This is a genomic window from Kribbella orskensis (assembly GCF_004342085.1).
Lineage (GTDB): Bacteria > Actinomycetota > Actinomycetes > Propionibacteriales > Kribbellaceae > Kribbella > Kribbella orskensis.
In genome coordinates this window covers 215,094-230,502 of sequence record NZ_SLWM01000004.1, presented here as the reverse complement: position 1 = coordinate 230,502, position 15,409 = coordinate 215,094, and the positions used below count along the sequence as shown (strand labels likewise).

Here is a 15,409-nt window from a genome sequence, read left to right as displayed (position 1 = left end):
ACCGCCCACGATGGCTGAGACGCGGCCTGCCGTCGAGTCGCTCGTGGAGTTGCTCGACGAACGGCAGTACCTGCTCGAGATCGGGTTGTGGATCTTCGACTCTGCCACCACGGCCGACCGGATGGTCCAGGAGACCTATCGCCGCTGGTACGCCCTCGACGAAGACGAGCGCGCCGCCGTCGCCGTACCGCGAGCTTGGCTCACCAGGGCGGCAGGATCGGTGTGCCTCGAGTTGCTCGGTTCCCTCAGTGCCGTGGAGTCTCCGGTGACCGCGCCCGCAGCGCAGTCCGACCGTGCCAGCCTGGTTCACTCCCCGCCACTCGCTCAGGTGGCACAGCTGGATGCCGGGCTGGAGGACGGTCGTCGCCATCTGCGGAGATCCACCCAGGCGATGCTCAGGAGGCACGCCCGGGTCGTGCAGCGGTTCGCCGCGGCATGCGAGAAGGGAGACACCGCTGCGTTGGAGACGATCCTGGCCGCCGACGCCATCGTGGTCAGCGATGGTGGCGGCAAGGTGCGGGCTCCGCTCACTCCGGTGCAGGGAGCAAGTGAGGCCGCCCGGTTCGTCTCGGCTCTACTGGCCGGTCGGCAGAGCCTTGCTCTGGCCGTCGAGCCCGTCAACGGCAGGATGGGCCTGGCGCTGCGTCGCGCGGGCCAGGCGATCGCTGTGATCGCCCTGACCGTCGCCGGGCACGAGGTCACCGCTGTGTGGGTTGTACTGAACCCGGACAAGCTGAGCAGCTGGCACCGCCCGTGACCAGGCGGCTCCAGGGACTGACCAGGGTGTCCCACTGGTGCGGGAACGCGGTGAAGGCGACAAGCTTGTGCTTGACAGCGACCCGACCAGGAGGCAATCAATGAGCGGCACCGAACCCAGCACAGCTTCTACCAACGACCCGACCGCCGGCACCGTCGACCTGAAGCTCGAGGTCATCGTCATCCCGGTGACGGATGTCGACCGGGCGAAGACGTTCTACGGCAACCTCGGCTGGAGGCTCGACGCCGACTTCGCTTTCGACAACGGCTTCCGGGTCGTCCAGTACACCTCGCCGGGCTCGCCGGCCTCGGTCCAGTTCGGTTCGAACATCACCTCGGCCACGCCCGGTTCGGCCCAGGGCCTCTACCTGGTCGTCTCCGACATCGAGGCCGCGCGTGAGGACCTCGTCGCCCACGGGGCCGCGGTCAGCGAGGTGTTCCACCCCGAGTCGCCGGGCGCTCAGTTCCAGGCCGACGGCACCGGTCGTGGCAGCGGCCGGGCGGACGACCAGGCCAGCTACGGTTCCTTCGCCACGTTCAGCGACCCGGATGGCAACACGTGGCTGCTGCAGGAGGTCACGACCCGGCTTCCCGGCCGCATCGACACCGGCGTGACGTCGTACGCCTCGGTGAAGGACCTCATGGACGCCCTGCTGCGGGCGGCGCTGGCCCACGGCGAGCACGAGAAGCTCACCGGGGAACACGACGAGCAGTGGCCGGCGTGGTACGCCGACTACATGGTCGCCGAGCAGGCGGGCACAGAACTGCCGACCTGATCCCGTACGGCTGTCGCGGTGGCCGCGCGCGGGAATACACTCAGGGCGTGCCGTGGGTGCCTGATCTGTTCAGCGCGCGGGCGCTGGAGCGACTGCTGGAGAAGCGGCGCCGCGCCGAGGTGGTGGCTGTCCCCTTCTTCGACGGCTTGCTGTCCGGTGAGCTCGACGCGTTGCTGGAGTCGTTCGCCGGTGAGCCTCTGCTGCACCATCCCGTCCTCGGCCGGATCCAGGGCAGGCAGGCGTTCGAGGCGTACGTCGCGGAGATGAACGTGTGGTTCGCGGAGCACGAGGTCTCGATCGAGGACGGCGGCCACGTCGTCCTCGAAACGCGTGGCTTCGAGGAAGTGGTCCTGCACATCGACGGCGGAGCGGTAGCTCTGCCGCTTGCGATCGTCGCGGACCATCCGCACGACGGCCGGCTGACCGAGCTGCGGATCTACTACAGCTCGTGGCCGGTCACCGGCCGCCACGCCGTCCGTCCGCCGCTGCTGCAGTCCGACTCGACCGTGCGCACCTCAGGCGTCATCGCCGAGTATCAGAGCGCCCTCGCGGCCGGTGATGTGGACGCGATCGTCTCCACCTTCGAAGCCGACGGCTACGCCCGGGAACCGGCGGGCGACCCTTATCGACACTCAGGCACGCGCGGCCTCCGCACGTTCTACGAGCAGCTGTTCTCCAACGGCGGCGGCATTCCGCTCGAGCACTGTTCGGTGGCCGACGACGGCCACACGTGCGCGCTGGAGTACAACGTCACGCGGTGGGGCAAGACCGACCTGCCACCCCAGGCCGGCGTCGCGGTCTACGCACGGGGCCCGAGTGGCAAACTCGCCGCCGCCCGCATCTACGACGACGTCGACCCACCGCTGTAACGATCTTCAGGGCTCCTCGCCGAGCTCAGGTGAGTTGCTGGCCTCCGTCGATGTCGAAGGTGGCGCCGGTGACGGCCGTGTTGGCCATCAGGTGGACGGCGAGGTTGGCGATGTCCTCGGGGCCGACGACCCGTCCGATCGGGAGCGTCGTGCGGAGTTCCTCGCGGCGCGCGTCCAGCTCGTCGCCGAGGAGCGTGGCCGACAGCGGCGTGTCGACGAACCCGGCAGCGATCAGGTTGACCCGGATCGGCGCCAGTTCGAGCGCGAGGTTCCTCGTCATGGCCGGCATCGCGGCGGTCAGCGCGCCGATGACCGACATGCCCGGCGCCGTACTGCGGCCGCCTGTGCCGCCCATGAAGAGCAGGGTCCCACCTGGGCGCACCCTGCCGATGGCGTTCCGGGCGATCGCCAGGGGGAGCAGGAGATGCGACTCGACATCGTCGCGAACCCGGTCGAGCTCCACGTCCGCCAGCGGCGCGTAGTACGGGCCGGGTCCGGTCACCAGCACGTGGTCGATCGGCGTGGGGAGCTCGCCGAAGAAGGCATCGAGCTGGTCGAAGTCGGTCGCGTCGAAAGCGGCGGTGTCGGCTCCCAGCTCACGACCTGCTTGCGCCAGGCGGTCCGGGTTGCGCGCGGTGATGATCACCGCGGCGCCCTCCTCCCGAGCGCGCCGGGCAGTCTCCAGCCCGATGCCCAGGCTGCCTCCGATCACCACGACCGTCTGGCCGAGCAGCTCGGGTGCCCGACCGGTGGCCCGACGTGCCGACGCCTCTGTCATCGTTCCTCCATTCATTGGTGTCTCCAGGAGCACGACTCCTCTGTTCCCAGCATCGCGCGTCAGGTGGGCAATCGCGCCCGTGACTGCCCGGGTCAGCTCTCTGGCCCGCGGGTTCCGGCTGACAGCAGTCTCTCGGCCAGTATGCGACAGCGCTCCCTGAGCTCCGGAGGGTCGAGTGCCTCGAAGCCGTGCCCCAGTAGGAGCACGTGCAGGAGGATGAAGTCGAGGCTGCCGGCGCCACTGACCACCTCGCACCGGTCGTCCCCTCGCCGTCGTACGACGGCCGCCGACGCCGGCATCTGCGCGCGCACCGTCTCGGCCGACGCGTGCACGAGGAAGCGCGCCTGGTGCGGGTAGACCCGGCTCGCCACGCTCTCCTGCACGTACGCCGCCGCATCGGGCGCCGGCCGCGGGCGGAAGTGCCAGGTCCGTGCCGACACCTCGGTCATCCGATCGACGCGGAAGCTGCGCCAGTCGTCGCGATCGAGGTCATAGGCGAGGAGGTACCACCGCCGGTCGGAGGCCACCAGACGGTAGGGCTCGACCCGCCGCCGTCGCACCTCGCTCCCGGACGGGTAGTCGAAGCCGGCCTCGACCTCGTCGCGGCAGGCTCTGGCCAGCGTCATGAGCACGTCGGGGTCGACGGGCGTACGGCCTCCGCCGAAGGACTCGACCGAGCCGGAGAGCGCGCGCACCTCGGGCCGCAGCCGGGTGGGCAGCACCCGGTCGAGCTTGGTCAGCGCCCGTACAGCGGCGTCGCCGGCGTTGGCGACCGCGCCACCCGCCCCGGCGAGCAGCGAGACCGCGACCGCGATCGCCTCCTCGTCGTCGAGCAGCAGCGGCGGCAGGTCCTGCCCCGGGCCGAGCTGGTAGCCGCCGCCGGCCCCCTGGCTGGCGTGCACCGGGTAGCCGAGAATGCGCAGCCGCTCGACGTCACGCCGTACCGTGCGCGGCGTGACCCCGAGGCGGTCGGCGAGCTCGGGGCCGGTCCAGACCTGGCGCTGCTGCAGCAGCCCGAGCAGGGTGAGCACCCGCTCCGTCGTACCGAGCTCGTCACCGTTTGCGGTGTTCATGTCTCCCACCTTGCCAGAGATAGCGGACCGATCCTGTCCGCTTGGGGTGTCAGGGTGTGTCCATGGATGCTGACGAGATCGACTGGAACCGGACCTTGCGCGAGCAGTGGGAGCACCACTGGAACCACCAGCTTCGAGACCGGCTCGACGGCCTCACCGACGACGAGTACTTCTGGTCGCCGGTGCCGGACGCCTGGAGCGTGCGGCCGCGCGGTACCTCGACGGCGCCCGTACAGGTCGGTGCCGGGGACTTCACGATGGACTACGCGATCCCGGAGCCGGTCCCGGCGGCCTTCACCACGATCGCCTGGCGACTCGGTCACGTCATCGTGGGCGTGCTCGCAGCGCGCAACGCGTCGCACTTCGGCGCACCGGCGGCGTCGTACGACACTTGGGAGTACGCCGGTACCGCGGCCGGCGCGCTCGACCAGCTCGAGGCCCAGGTCGACGTGTGGACGGCCGGGGTACTCGCCCTCGATGAAGCCGAGCTCCGGGTTCCGGTCGGCGCGAAAGAGCCGTATCCCGAAGCGCCGATGGCCGACCTGGTGCTGCACATCCACCGCGAACTGATCCACCACCTGTCGGAGGTCTGCCTGCTGCGGGACCTCTACCTTCACACCACGAACGGAGCAATTCGATGAGCCGCGAGATCCAGGTCACCTTCGATGCCCGCGACCCGCGGGCGCTGTCGTCCTTCTGGCGCGACGTGCTGGGCTATGTCCATCCCGGACCGCCCGGAGTCGACGTGCCCGAGGGCGCGGACCCGCTGGCCGCGTGGGACGAGTTCCTCGAGCGGGTCGGCGTACCGGAGGACCAGCGCAACACGAGATCGGCCGTCGAGGACCCGGACGGGGTCGGCCCACGGCTGTTCTTCCAGCAGGTGCCGGAGGACAAGGTCGCCAAGAACCGCGTCCACCTCGACGTCCGTGCGGCTCCCGGACTGCAGGGGGAGGAGCGGATGGCGGCCCTGGAGGCCGAGTGCGACCGGCTCGTCGGGCTGGGAGCGAAGCGGGTAAGTCGCAGCGAGCCCGAGCCTCCGCTGAGCCTCGGCACCATCGTGATGACCGACCCCGAGGGCAACGAGTTCTGCCTCGACTGACGCACCCGCCTGTCGTCGCGGGGAACTGGTCGTACTGGTCAGCTGAAGCGGACGCGGAGGCGGCGGAAACCGCGGCCCTTGCTCTCCATCTTGACGATCTCCATCCGGCCGATCATGGCGGTGGAGGCCACGTGGGTGCCGCCGTCGGCCTGGGTGTCCAGGCCGACGATGTCGACGATGCGGACGACCTCGATGTCGGGCGGCAGCAGGTTCGTGGCGGTGCGGATGATGTCCGGGATGGCGAAGGCTTCTTCGCGCGGCAGCGTGTCCACGGTGATCCTGCGGTCCTCGCGGATCTCCTGGTTGACGGCCTCGGCGACCCGGTCCCTGAAGTCCGGCGGGACCTCGGCCAGGTCGAAGTCCATCCGGGCGGTCAGCGGTTCCATGTTCCCGCCGGTCACCAGTGCGCCGAAGTCGCGGAAGACCACCCCGGTCAGGACGTGGAGACCGGAGTGGGTCCGCATGAGGTTCGTCCGGCGTTCGTCGTCGAGCGCGCCACGGACGGCGGTCCCGGCCGGCGGTACGGGATCGTCCTGATGCGGTACCAGGTAGAGGTCGTCGCCCTTGGTCGTCCCGACGATGCGGGTCCGCACTCCGCCCCAGAGCAGGACGCCCTCGTCCGGCGGCTGGCCGCCTCCACCGGGATAGAAGGCGGATCGGTCGAGCACGATGCCGCGATCGGGGTCGACGGCAACGACCACCGCGTCCCAGTCCCTGATCGAGGCGTCCTCGAGATCCAGCCGATGGGTGTGTCCGTGGCGATTCGGCGCGGTACTCATAGTCCTGCCGAATCTAGCAAGGACTCAGTACCCGTAGCCGCCTCCGGTGTTGGCCGGTGGGGCCTCGGTGGTGGTGGGCGCGGCTGCGGAGGTTGTTGCGGCGTGCCAGGTGAACGTGGTCCCGCCGAAGCTGTCCTGGGCGTTCTGGCCTTCGTGCTGGCCCGGTCCGGTGTCGAGCTTGAACGTGTAGAGCGGCTTACCTTCGAAGGTCAGTTGGTCCTGGCCGTTGTCCGGGCGGTGCACGGTGGACAGACCTGCGACTGCTCCGCCGGCCACACCATTCCCGGAGGCCGGGAACCAGAAGCCCAGGCAGGCTGCTGTGCACTTGATCGATCCGGCGGTGTCCTGATCGGTGAAATACAGCGTCTTGCCTGCGCTGTCCACCAGGGCCATGCCCACTCCGTCGACGTTCTTCACCGCAACGGCCCCGGTACTGCCTGCGCCGCCCGCCGCGGCGCCTGCGCCGCCGGCGCTCGTCCCGGCGTCGTTGCCGCCGCCGCAGCCCGCCAGGGCAAGGGCGCCGGCCAGCGCGCCGACGGCCATGATCGCCCGGCGTCGTCCGGATCGCGATGACATCAATTTCATCTCGGTGTTCCTCATCATCAGTTCGGCCGTCCAGTTGCGGCCTTTGCTCTGGTGACTACGCCGGCGGCGTCGCGGCGGTTCAATCGGTACGACGATTGAACCGTTGGCGGCTGATATGCGTATGTCCCGGGTGTGGAGCAAGCGCCCGACAAGGAGTCGATTGTCCGCGCCCTGTACGACAGGTACCGACGGCCGCTGTTCGGTTATGTCCTGCGTTCGGTGGGCGGGGACTACCAGTACGCCGAGGACATCGTCCAGGAGACCATGATGCGAGCCTGGCGGGATCCGGCCCTCGTCGAGCCCGAGCGGGCCGGGCCCTGGTTGTTCACCGTGGCCCGGAATCTGGTCATCTCGGGCCATCGCCGACGGACGGCACGGGTGAGCGAGGTGCCGATCGCCGAGCACGAGATCGAGGCCACCGATGACGAGATCGGGCACGTCATGCAGGCATGGCAGGTGATGGAGGTCCTGCACGGACTGAGCCACGACCACCGCGAGGTGATCATCGAACTGTTCTACCGCCGGCGGACCGTCACGGAGGCCGCCAAGGTCCTGGGGATACCTCCGGGGACCGTGAAATCCCGGAGTTACTACGCGCTGCACGCCTTGCGCGCGGCGCTGGAGGAGCGAGGAGTGACGGGCTCATGACGTGTCCGGATACCGTCGCGATCGGCGCCTATGTACTCGGTGCGCTGGACCCCGCCGAGCGGCTCGAGCTGGAGCGGCACCTCCCTGACTGTCCGACTTGCCTCGACGCGCTCCTCCGGTTCGCCAACCTGCCGGGGCTCCTGAATACGCTGACACTGGAAGAGGCCGTCTCCACAGCAGCCGATCCCGACCTCGCTGGGAGCCTCGCCCTCGGCCAGGAACACAACCTGCTGACGGCGGCCCCGCTGGACGATGCACGATCGCCTGCTCCTGCTCAGGTGCCTGCCCCAGCTGACCCTTCAGGTGGTCCGGTCATCAGCAGGTCCGCCGGCAAGCCGCGGCGGACAATCCCACGCAGACGTGCGCTGATCGCCACCGCCGCCGCAATCTGCTTGGGGCTGACGGGCGTCTTGATCGGTCGCCAGACGGTCACTCAGCCGGCGCCACAAGCGCAGACGAGCGTCAACTGGTCGGCCACGGACGGCGTCGGCGGACTCGACACCACCGCACGCCTCAGCAACCAGTCGTGGGGCACAGACATCCAGCTGCAGATGAAGGATCTCAACCCCGGACAGCTGTGCAAGCTCGTCGTGCACGCCCGCAGTGGGGCATTGGAGACGACCGGTTGGTGGACGACCAACTACATCGACCAGGCCGAGGTGCCGGCCAGCACTTCCATCGCCCTGCCGGACATCGACCGCATCGACGTCGTCACCGCGGCAGGCAGAGTCCTCACCTCGCTCTCACCGTCGACGCGGTAGGCAACACGGTAGGCAGCCGGCGAGAGCACCTGGGGCGTGCTCTCGCCGACTTGCGACTCGACCGTGGGTATCGGCTCAGCCGACAGAGGGGCCCAGGCCGAGCGACTGTGGAGTGCTGGAGTCCGGCGACGGCTGGTGGAGGCCTTCGTCGAGGGGGCCGAACTCGGTCATCAGTGCGGCGCTTCCGCCCCACGGGGTCTGCTCTTCGGCGATGAGCGTGTTGGTGGTGAGCAGCAGGCCGGCCACCGAGGCGCCGTTCTGCAGTGCGGACCTGGCCACCCTGAGCGGATCGACGATGCCCATCTCGAGCATGTTCCCGTAGCGGCCTTCGAGCGCGTCGAACCCGTCGTCCGGGCCGAGCTGCCCGATCCGCTCCAGCACCTCCTCGCCGTTGTAGCCCGCATTCGTCGCGATCAGGTACGCCGGCTCGCGGAGCGCACGCCGTACGATCTCCACGCCTGTCGCGTAGTCGTCCTTCACCTCGAGATCGTCGAGCGCTGACGCGGCGTGCAGGATCGCCACGCCGCCGCCGGCGACGATGCCCTCGGCCATCGCCGCCCGGGTCGCCGAGAGCGCGTCCTCGACGCGGTGCTGGAGCTCCTTCAGCTCGGCGGGTGTCGGCGCGCCGACCTGGATCACCGCGACCTTGCCGGACAGGGCGCCGATCCGCTCGGTCAGCACGTCCTCGTCGATCCCGAACGTCGCCCGTTCCATCTCGGCCCGGAGCTGGGCGAGCCGGAAGGCGACATCCTGCTCGTGGCCGGCGGAGGCGACGATCGCGGTCCGGTCGGCGGTGACGCGGACCTGGTCGGCCCGGCCGAGCCGGCCGATGTCCATCGTCTCCAGCGTGAAGCCCGAGTGCTTGCTGAGCACCGCGCCACCGGTGATCGCGGCGATGTCCTCCAGCTTGTGCAGCCGCCGGTCGCCGAATCCCGGCGCCTTGACGCCGACGCACTGGAAGTGCCCGTTGACGTGGTTGTGCACGAGCATGCTGAGCGCGGTGCCCTCCAGGCTCTCGGCGATGATCACCAGCGGCTTCGGATCACGCATGATCTTGTCCAGCAGTGGCATCAGCTCCTGCACCTTGGTGATCTTGTCGCTGCAGAGCAGGATGTAGGGGTCGTCGAGCACCGCCTGCAGACTGCCCGGATCGGTCACCATGTACGGCGACAGGTAGCCGTTGTCGAACTCGAAACCCTCGACGAAGTCCACCCGGATCCCGTGCGCGGTGGACTCCTCGATCGTCACGATGCCGCCGTCGCCGACCGAGTGCAGGGCCCTGGCGATCACCGCGCCGACCAGGTTGTCGTCGTTGGCCGAGATCGCCGCCACCCGGGCGTAGTCCTCCTCGGTGACGACCGGGTGCACGACCTGGCGCAGCCGCTCGACCAGGCGCGCGACCGCGATGTCGATGCCGCGCTTGACCAGCACCGGGTTGCCGCCGGAGCCGATCGCCAGCATGCCCTCGCGGACGATCGCGTGCGCCAGCACCGTCGCGGTGGTGGTGCCGTCGCCGACGATGTCGTTGGTCTTGATCGCCGCTTCCTTGACCAGCTGGGCGCCCATGTTCTCGAACTGGTTCTTGAGGTGGATCTCCCGGGCGATGGTGACGCCGTCGTTGGTCACCACCGGCGAGCCGGTGATCTTCTCCAGGATCACGTTGCGGCCCTTCGGGCCCAGCGTCGACTTCACCGCCTCCGCCAGCTGGTCCACCCCGGCCAGCATCAGCTCGCGCGCCTGCTCACCGAATCGCAGTTCCTTGGCCATCGGTCTCCTCCTTGACTGCCCGGTCAGGGCGAAACGGTGTGTTGGAACGGGACACTAGGGAACGAGGATCGCCCGGCCCCGCACCCGGCCGGCGTCGAGATCCGCGACCGCCTCGACGGCGGCCTCCAGTGGGTAGGTCCTGGTGTGCAGCGTGACCTTGCCGGCCTGTGCGAGCGCCATCAGCTCGGCCAGCTCGTTGTACGTGCCGACGATGTTGCCGATGATGTTCCGCTCGGTGGAGATGATGTCGAGGGTCGGGACCTGCAGCTGGCCGCCGTACCCGATCACGAAGTACGACCCGTTCGGGGCGGTCATCGCGAAGCCGTCCTGCTCGGCGCCCTGCTCGGCGACGAAGTCGAGGACGACGTTCGCGCCCGCGCCGCCGGTCAGCTCCTGGACCGCCGCCACCTGGTTGCCATCAGCAACGATAGTGTGGTCGGCGCCGAGCTGCTCGGCGAGTTTCAGCGCGTCCGGGTTGCGGTCCACCACGATGATCTTGGTGGCGGTCAGCGCCGCCAGGCACTGGATGCCGATGTGGCCGAGCCCGCCGGCGCCGATCAGCACACAGGACGTCCCCGGGTACAGCAGGGGGAGTGCCTTGCGCACTGCGTGGTACGCCGTGATGCCGGCGTCGGCCAGTGCCGCGACGTCCTTCGGCTGCGTCTCCGGGTCGAGCTTCACGCAGGCCCGCGCGGAGGTGAGCAGGTACTCGGCCATCCCGCCGTCGCTGTCCAGGCCGGGGAAGGTGCTGGCCACGCAGTGCATGTCGTCGCCGGCCCGGCAGGCCTGGCAGAGCCCGCAGGTCGGCGTCGGGTGCAGGATCACCGTGTCGCCGACCCGCACGTTGGTGACGGCGGAGCCGATCTCGTGCACCCAGCCGGCGTTCTCGTGGCCGATCGTGTAGGGCAGCGTCGGGTGCATCGCCTCCGCCCACTGGCCCTCGATGATGTGCAGATCGGTGCGGCACACCCCGGCGCCGCCGATCTTGACGACCACGTCCAGGGGGCCTTTGACGCTCGGTTCCGGAACGTCCTCGACCACTGGTTGCTGGTGGTACCCGTGCAGCCGAACGGCCTTCATGCCTCGTCCTCCTCTTCACCCGCACCGGTGGTTGCGTAGCGGTGCTGCAGCATTCCCCGGCAGATGCCGGTGTTGGCCTCGATGCCGACCCTGGTGAGCCGCGCCTTGCCCAGGTGCAGAGACACCGCGGCACCGGTGATCGGTTCACCGGTGCCAGGATCGACGAGCAGGGGCGCAGCGGGGTCCGTACGCAGCCCGAGCTCAGCCCGCCGTCGGCACAGCCTTTCGAGCTGTGCCGACGGGGGCATGTCGCCGAGCGTCATCGTCGTCAGCGCCGCCGGGTCGAGCCCGGCGGCCAGCAGCGGACGGCAGACCTGATCAGTGCCGGCGAGCACCGCCTTCGTGATGAAGGTCCGGCGTAGCTCGTCCAGTTCGCCGACCGCCTCGCCCTCGAACGACACGGCGAAACCTGCCCGGGCCGCCACGCCGGCATTGATCGCCGCCGACGCGAAATGGTCCTCGAGCGCGACGTCGGCATGGCGCACCTCCGGCAACGCCGCCACCACGTCGTACGCGTCGGCGACCATCAGGAAGGCGAAGTTGGGCGCGCAGAAGTACGTCGGCAACCGGAGCCGGACCACGACGTCACCTGCGGCCGACACGACGCACGACGACACGAACCCGAGCGTCGTGATGGGCTCGTCGAGCTCCGGGTCCCGCACCGCGTCGAGCGCGGTGAGGACCCGGGACCGCTGCGCGACCGCAGCCGGCATTACTGCGTGACCAGCTTCGCGTCGTCCTGCGCGGCGGGCTTGCCGAAGTCGAGCTGCAGCTCGTCCGGCACCTTGATGTCGTAGAGCTTCGCGGCGTTCAGCCCGAGGATCTTCTTCTTGCCCGCGGTGCCGAGCCGCGGGTAGTCGGAGTACGCCTCGTCGTCCGGGAAGTCCCAGTCGACGAAGCCCTCGACCTGCCACTTCGGCTCCCAGATGGCGTAGTCGCTGCCGAACGTCATCTTGTCCTCGCCGACCCAGAACAGCAGCTCGCCCATCACCTTGGCGAAGAACCGCGGCCGGGCGGCCATCAGACCGCCGATCACCACCGACAGTCCGGCGTACACGTTGGGCTCCTGGGTCGCCATGAAGCAGAAGTCCTCGATCCGCGGCAGGCCGACGTGCTCGACGATGAAGTTGAGCTCGGGGAAGTCGGTTGCGGCGTGGTCGACGTCGGACACGTCGAACGCGTCCTTGTCCAGCGGCCAGATCGTGGGGCCCTTGTGGACGTGGATGTTCTTGATCCCGAGTTCCTGGGCCGTCTCCAGGTAGCGGTACGCCGCGGTGTCGGTGAGCTTGTAGCCGCGCGACCCGGCGTTCCACTCGGCCGTGTAGAGCTTGACGCCACGGGATCCGTACCGGTCGACGTTGGCCTTCAGCTCCTCGAGGCCGGCGTCACCGTCACGGGGGTCGAACCGGGTGTTGTGGACGAACATCCCGGGGTGCTTCTCACCCAGGGCGGCGTTCTTCTCGGTGGTGTTGAACCCTTCCTTGTACCACTCCTTCAAGTACGTCGGCTGGAAGATCGCCACGTCCACGTAGCCGTCCTCGAAGACGTCCTTCATCAGGTCTTCCTCGGTGTAGCTCATGAACTTCTCGATCGGCCAGTGGGTCTCCTTCGGTGCGAGGCTCTGGTAGGCGTGGAAACACTCGATCCACCCCTTGGCGTACTGTTCCGCTCCCGGCACCCAGTTGTCCGGTCCGGCGTTCCAGAAGTGCATGTGGCTGTCGACCACGAAGTACTTCTCGCCATCCTTCTCGTACACGGTCGCCTCCCTGCGTTTCTCAGACCGCCCTGAGGTCGAAGCCGAGATACTCGGCGGCGTCCTCGGGGTTGGCGACCAGGATCGTCCGGTCGTCGGTGTGGATCATCCGGCCGTAGTGCGTCGACATGTTCTCCTCGAACTCGGCCTGGTCGAAGTAGCCCGGCTCCTCGCCCAGGGCCTCGGAGATCTCGTCGTAGACGACCTCCATCTTGCCGACCGCGTCGACCCTGATCATCGACGGCAGCGGCATCAGGGTGACGTTGTCGTTCTGACCCATCACCTCGGCGACGACCTCCCCGACCTGGTTGTTCATCAGCGTGAATCCGCACCGGTTGGACGCGGTGCTGTCGGACTTGAACGGACTCTCTGCGGTGGTGAAGGCGGTGGTCACTGTGCCAGCTCCTTGGGCTCCTCGAGGCCGAGTCCGATGACGATGCCGCTGAAGCGGCTCTTCGCCCGGTCCAGCCCGTCTTCGAATCGTGGTGGCTTGCTGTCCGGCTGCGACCAGAGCGGCTGCATCGTCCGGGCCGCCTCGATCGCGCGGGTCGTCCAGTCGGACAGCCAGTCCTGCAGGATCGCCTTGTTGTGGTCGGCGAACTCCTTGTCCGCGGTCAGCAGCTCGAACATCGCCCTGGTGTAGCGCAGGTCGCGTTCGGCGAAGTCGTACTCCGCCGCGCCGACCACCGTCGGCGTCACGAAGTCACCGTTGCCGGGGGAGGCCTGCTGGACCAGCTGGCTGCGGAACAGCTCGCCGACGAGCGGTTCGAACACGACGTTGGCGGCGAAGATCGCCTCGCACCAGTCGTCGATCCCGGTGAGTTGCTCGGCCAGGTCACGCACGCCCTGCCAGGCCGGGTCGGAGTTCCAGGTCTCCAGGTGCGCGCTGCCGTCGAAGTCGGGCAGCTCCTCGCTCAGGGTCAGGTTGTAGAGCGCGAGGTCCTGCGCGGCGCGGATCCGGTGCATGCTGTTCACCGAGATCGCGTTGTTGTGCATGTTGGTCGGAGCCCGCCGGTTCGCGTTCGCGAACAGGTAGAGACCCAGGCCGTGGTCGACGTGCATCCACGCGCCGACGTGGTGCTCGATGAAGCGGATCCAGTTGCGGTTCCACTGCTCGAAGGCCTTGGACTGCCGGGCCGCCTCGACGTTCTGGGTCACCTGCCGGACGACGTTGGAGTTGTACCGGTAGAGCGTCATCTCCCATTCTTCGTTGGGGTCCCGGAACTCGTGCCAGCCGGTCGCCGGCCAGTCGTAGCCCTTGCCGCCGGTACCGGGGCCGCGCGCCGGCTCGGGCCGGTCTGAGCCCCAGGCCTTCAGTACGGTCCAGTCGAGCGGGTAACCACCACGGCCGTCAGCGAACCCGTACAGCCAGCCCTGGCTGAGGTAGTGCCGTGGGTCCGGCTGCACCTCGACGGTGACGTCCTCGTAGTGGCTCTGCTTGCGCTTCTGCGGCGTGTAGTAGTTGAAGTGACGTTCCGTCGAGTCCGGGAACACCTTGGCGCCGGCCTCAGCATCGGTGAAGACCGGCTTCGGCACGCTCCGTACTTGGGGGGAGTCCTGTGTGGCCGTCATCTGGTATCTGCCTCCAGCACCTTGGGATCACCGGCGTCGCCGGTGGTGGTGAACTTGTCGTAGAAGATTCGCTTCTGCGCGACGCCCAGCCGTTCCAGCAGGGGTAGCGCGGCTTCGACCATCGGCGGCGGGCCGCAGACATACGCGTCGGCGCCGGCCAGGTCCTCCTCGTGCCGGGCGACGACGTCGGTGATCAGACCGACCTCGCCGTCCCATTCGTCGTTGTCGGCCGGCTCGGACAGCGCCGGCACGTAGCGGAAGTTCGGCAAAGTCTCGGCCAGCGCCCGGAGCTCCTGGTCGAAACAAAGGTCACGCTTGGCGCGCGCCCCGTAGTAGTAGGTCGCCGGCCGGTCGATCGCCCGCTCGGCCATCGACCGGAGCAGCGCGAGAATCGGCGCCATCCCGGCTCCGCCCCCGAGGAAGACCAGCCGCGCGTCGAGGTTGTCCCGCAACGTGAAGACCCCGAACGGGCCGGTCAGATCGAGCCGGTCACCAGGCGACACGCTCTCGTCCAGGTACGCCGAGAACAACCCGCCCGGGTAGATCTTGATCACGAACTCGAGCAGTCCGCCGTCACGGCTGGACGTGTTCGCCATCGAGAACGACCGGGTGGCCTCGGTCCCCGGTACCGCGATGTCGACGTACTGGCCCGGGAAGTACTTCAGCTCGCCCGGCTCCAGCAACCGCAGTACCAGGTGCCGCATGTCGTGCGTGACCGCGTCGTTCGCGACCACCTCGGCGACGGCCTCCTGGATCGGCAGCCCGGACCGGATCATGTCCTCGTCGTAGTTGAGCAGCTCGATCGTCAGGTCCTCGTACGGATGCGCCCGGCAGAGCAGCGTGTAACCCTCGTTCAGCTCGTACTCCGGCAGCGCGAACGTCGAGTACCGCTCGAGCTCGATGTCGTCACCGTCGAGCACGAACGACTTGCACGACGAGCACTGGCCCTCCTTGCAGCCGTGCATCAGCATCACGCCCTGCTCGGCCGCCGCCCGCAGGATCGTCTGATTCTCGTCGACCTCGATCTCGATGCCGACGGGCTCGAACCGTACGACGTGCTTGTCGCCCATGGCTCCTCACAGTCGCGCTGACAGGAAGGGATGCCGGGAGGGC

General features: G+C 68.7%; 18 protein-coding genes. 7 read left to right on the top strand and 11 right to left on the bottom strand.

Going from position 1 to position 15,409, the window contains the following annotated elements; translation table 11 throughout:
• Window positions 1-10 precede the first annotated feature (10 nt).
• The 3 genes from EV644_RS13345 to EV644_RS13335 all read left to right on the top strand — a co-directional run bounded on the left by EV644_RS13345 (window position 11) and on the right by EV644_RS13335 (window position 2,401).
• Entirely contained in the window at window positions 11-757 is a 747-nt protein-coding gene (locus EV644_RS13345; RefSeq protein WP_132188563.1) for a sigma-70 family RNA polymerase sigma factor family protein, read from the top strand.
• Window positions 758-857: 100 nt separating this feature from the next.
• Window positions 858-1,532, top strand: coding sequence for a VOC family protein (locus tag EV644_RS13340; RefSeq protein ID WP_132188562.1), 675 nt, complete (start codon window positions 858-860; stop codon window positions 1,530-1,532).
• A gap of 47 nt (window positions 1,533-1,579) precedes the next feature.
• Window positions 1,580-2,401, top strand: coding sequence for a nuclear transport factor 2 family protein (locus tag EV644_RS13335; protein WP_132188561.1), 822 nt, complete (start codon window positions 1,580-1,582; stop codon window positions 2,399-2,401).
• 25 nt (window positions 2,402-2,426) lie between these two features.
• On the opposite strand, the gene EV644_RS13330 is transcribed toward EV644_RS13335, so the two are convergent.
• Both EV644_RS13330 and EV644_RS13325 read right to left on the bottom strand, forming a co-directional pair.
• Window positions 2,427-3,179: an SDR family oxidoreductase gene (locus EV644_RS13330; RefSeq protein WP_132188560.1), complete on the bottom strand. Its 753-nt coding sequence runs from the start codon at window positions 3,177-3,179 to the stop codon at window positions 2,427-2,429.
• A 92-nt stretch (window positions 3,180-3,271) separates the two neighbouring features.
• Window positions 3,272-4,252, bottom strand: coding sequence for a helix-turn-helix transcriptional regulator (locus EV644_RS13325; protein ID WP_132188559.1), 981 nt, complete (start codon window positions 4,250-4,252; stop codon window positions 3,272-3,274).
• A gap of 62 nt (window positions 4,253-4,314) precedes the next feature.
• On the opposite strand from EV644_RS13325, the gene EV644_RS13320 reads away from it, so the two are divergent.
• Both EV644_RS13320 and EV644_RS13315 read left to right on the top strand, forming a co-directional pair.
• Window positions 4,315-4,893: a DinB family protein gene (locus EV644_RS13320; RefSeq protein ID WP_132188558.1), complete on the top strand. Its 579-nt coding sequence runs from the start codon at window positions 4,315-4,317 to the stop codon at window positions 4,891-4,893.
• Complete coding sequence (locus EV644_RS13315; RefSeq protein ID WP_132188557.1) at window positions 4,890-5,351, top strand: VOC family protein; 462 nt, start codon at window positions 4,890-4,892, stop codon at window positions 5,349-5,351. The genes EV644_RS13320 and EV644_RS13315 overlap by 4 nt, the downstream gene beginning before the upstream one ends.
• Window positions 5,352-5,389: 38 nt before the next feature.
• On the opposite strand, the gene EV644_RS13310 is transcribed toward EV644_RS13315, so the two are convergent.
• Window positions 5,390-6,130, bottom strand: a complete 741-nt coding sequence (locus EV644_RS13310; protein ID WP_132188556.1) for an alanyl-tRNA editing protein — start codon at window positions 6,128-6,130, stop codon at window positions 5,390-5,392.
• A 24-nt stretch (window positions 6,131-6,154) separates the two neighbouring features.
• Window positions 6,155-6,706, bottom strand: a complete 552-nt coding sequence (locus EV644_RS13305; RefSeq protein WP_158292817.1) for a COG4315 family predicted lipoprotein — start codon at window positions 6,704-6,706, stop codon at window positions 6,155-6,157.
• Window positions 6,707-6,847: 141 nt separating this feature from the next.
• Here EV644_RS13305 and EV644_RS13300 point away from each other — a divergent pair, with 141 nt between their 5' ends.
• Window positions 6,848-7,363: a sigma-70 family RNA polymerase sigma factor gene (locus EV644_RS13300; RefSeq protein ID WP_132188554.1), complete on the top strand. Its 516-nt coding sequence runs from the start codon at window positions 6,848-6,850 to the stop codon at window positions 7,361-7,363.
• Complete coding sequence (locus tag EV644_RS13295; protein ID WP_132188553.1) at window positions 7,360-8,124, top strand: anti-sigma factor family protein; 765 nt, start codon at window positions 7,360-7,362, stop codon at window positions 8,122-8,124. The genes EV644_RS13300 and EV644_RS13295 overlap by 4 nt, the downstream gene beginning before the upstream one ends.
• A 75-nt stretch (window positions 8,125-8,199) precedes the next feature.
• Here EV644_RS13295 and groL read toward each other — a convergent pair whose 3' ends face one another.
• The 7 genes from groL to EV644_RS13260 are packed head-to-tail and all read right to left on the bottom strand — an operon-like array spanning window position 8,200 to window position 15,366.
• On the bottom strand, window positions 8,200-9,891 hold the full coding sequence (groL, locus tag EV644_RS13290; protein WP_132188552.1) for a chaperonin GroEL: 1,692 nt from the start codon (window positions 9,889-9,891) through the stop codon (window positions 8,200-8,202).
• A gap of 54 nt (window positions 9,892-9,945) precedes the next feature.
• The gene (locus EV644_RS13285) at window positions 9,946-10,971 is read right to left on the bottom strand and encodes an NAD(P)-dependent alcohol dehydrogenase (protein ID WP_132188551.1); all 1,026 of its coding nucleotides are present in this window, start codon (window positions 10,969-10,971) and stop codon (window positions 9,946-9,948) included.
• Window positions 10,968-11,684, bottom strand: coding sequence for an iron-sulfur cluster assembly protein (locus EV644_RS13280; RefSeq protein ID WP_132188550.1), 717 nt, complete (start codon window positions 11,682-11,684; stop codon window positions 10,968-10,970). Before EV644_RS13280 ends, EV644_RS13285 begins: the two co-directional genes overlap by 4 nt.
• On the bottom strand, window positions 11,684-12,727 hold the full coding sequence (locus EV644_RS13275; RefSeq protein ID WP_132188549.1) for an amidohydrolase family protein: 1,044 nt from the start codon (window positions 12,725-12,727) through the stop codon (window positions 11,684-11,686). Before EV644_RS13275 ends, EV644_RS13280 begins: the two co-directional genes overlap by 1 nt.
• A 19-nt stretch (window positions 12,728-12,746) precedes the next feature.
• Window positions 12,747-13,118, bottom strand: coding sequence for a propane 2-monooxygenase effector subunit MimD (gene mimD, locus EV644_RS13270; protein WP_132188548.1), 372 nt, complete (start codon window positions 13,116-13,118; stop codon window positions 12,747-12,749).
• Window positions 13,115-14,296 carry a ferritin family protein gene (locus tag EV644_RS13265; protein WP_132188547.1) on the bottom strand — a complete coding sequence of 394 codons (1,182 nt, stop codon included), beginning with the start codon at window positions 14,294-14,296 and terminating at the stop codon, window positions 13,115-13,117. The genes mimD and EV644_RS13265 overlap by 4 nt, the downstream gene beginning before the upstream one ends.
• On the bottom strand, window positions 14,293-15,366 hold the full coding sequence (locus EV644_RS13260) for an NADH:ubiquinone reductase (Na(+)-transporting) subunit F (protein ID WP_132188546.1): 1,074 nt from the start codon (window positions 15,364-15,366) through the stop codon (window positions 14,293-14,295). Before EV644_RS13260 ends, EV644_RS13265 begins: the two co-directional genes overlap by 4 nt.
• Between the last annotated feature and the right edge of the window lie 43 nt (window positions 15,367-15,409).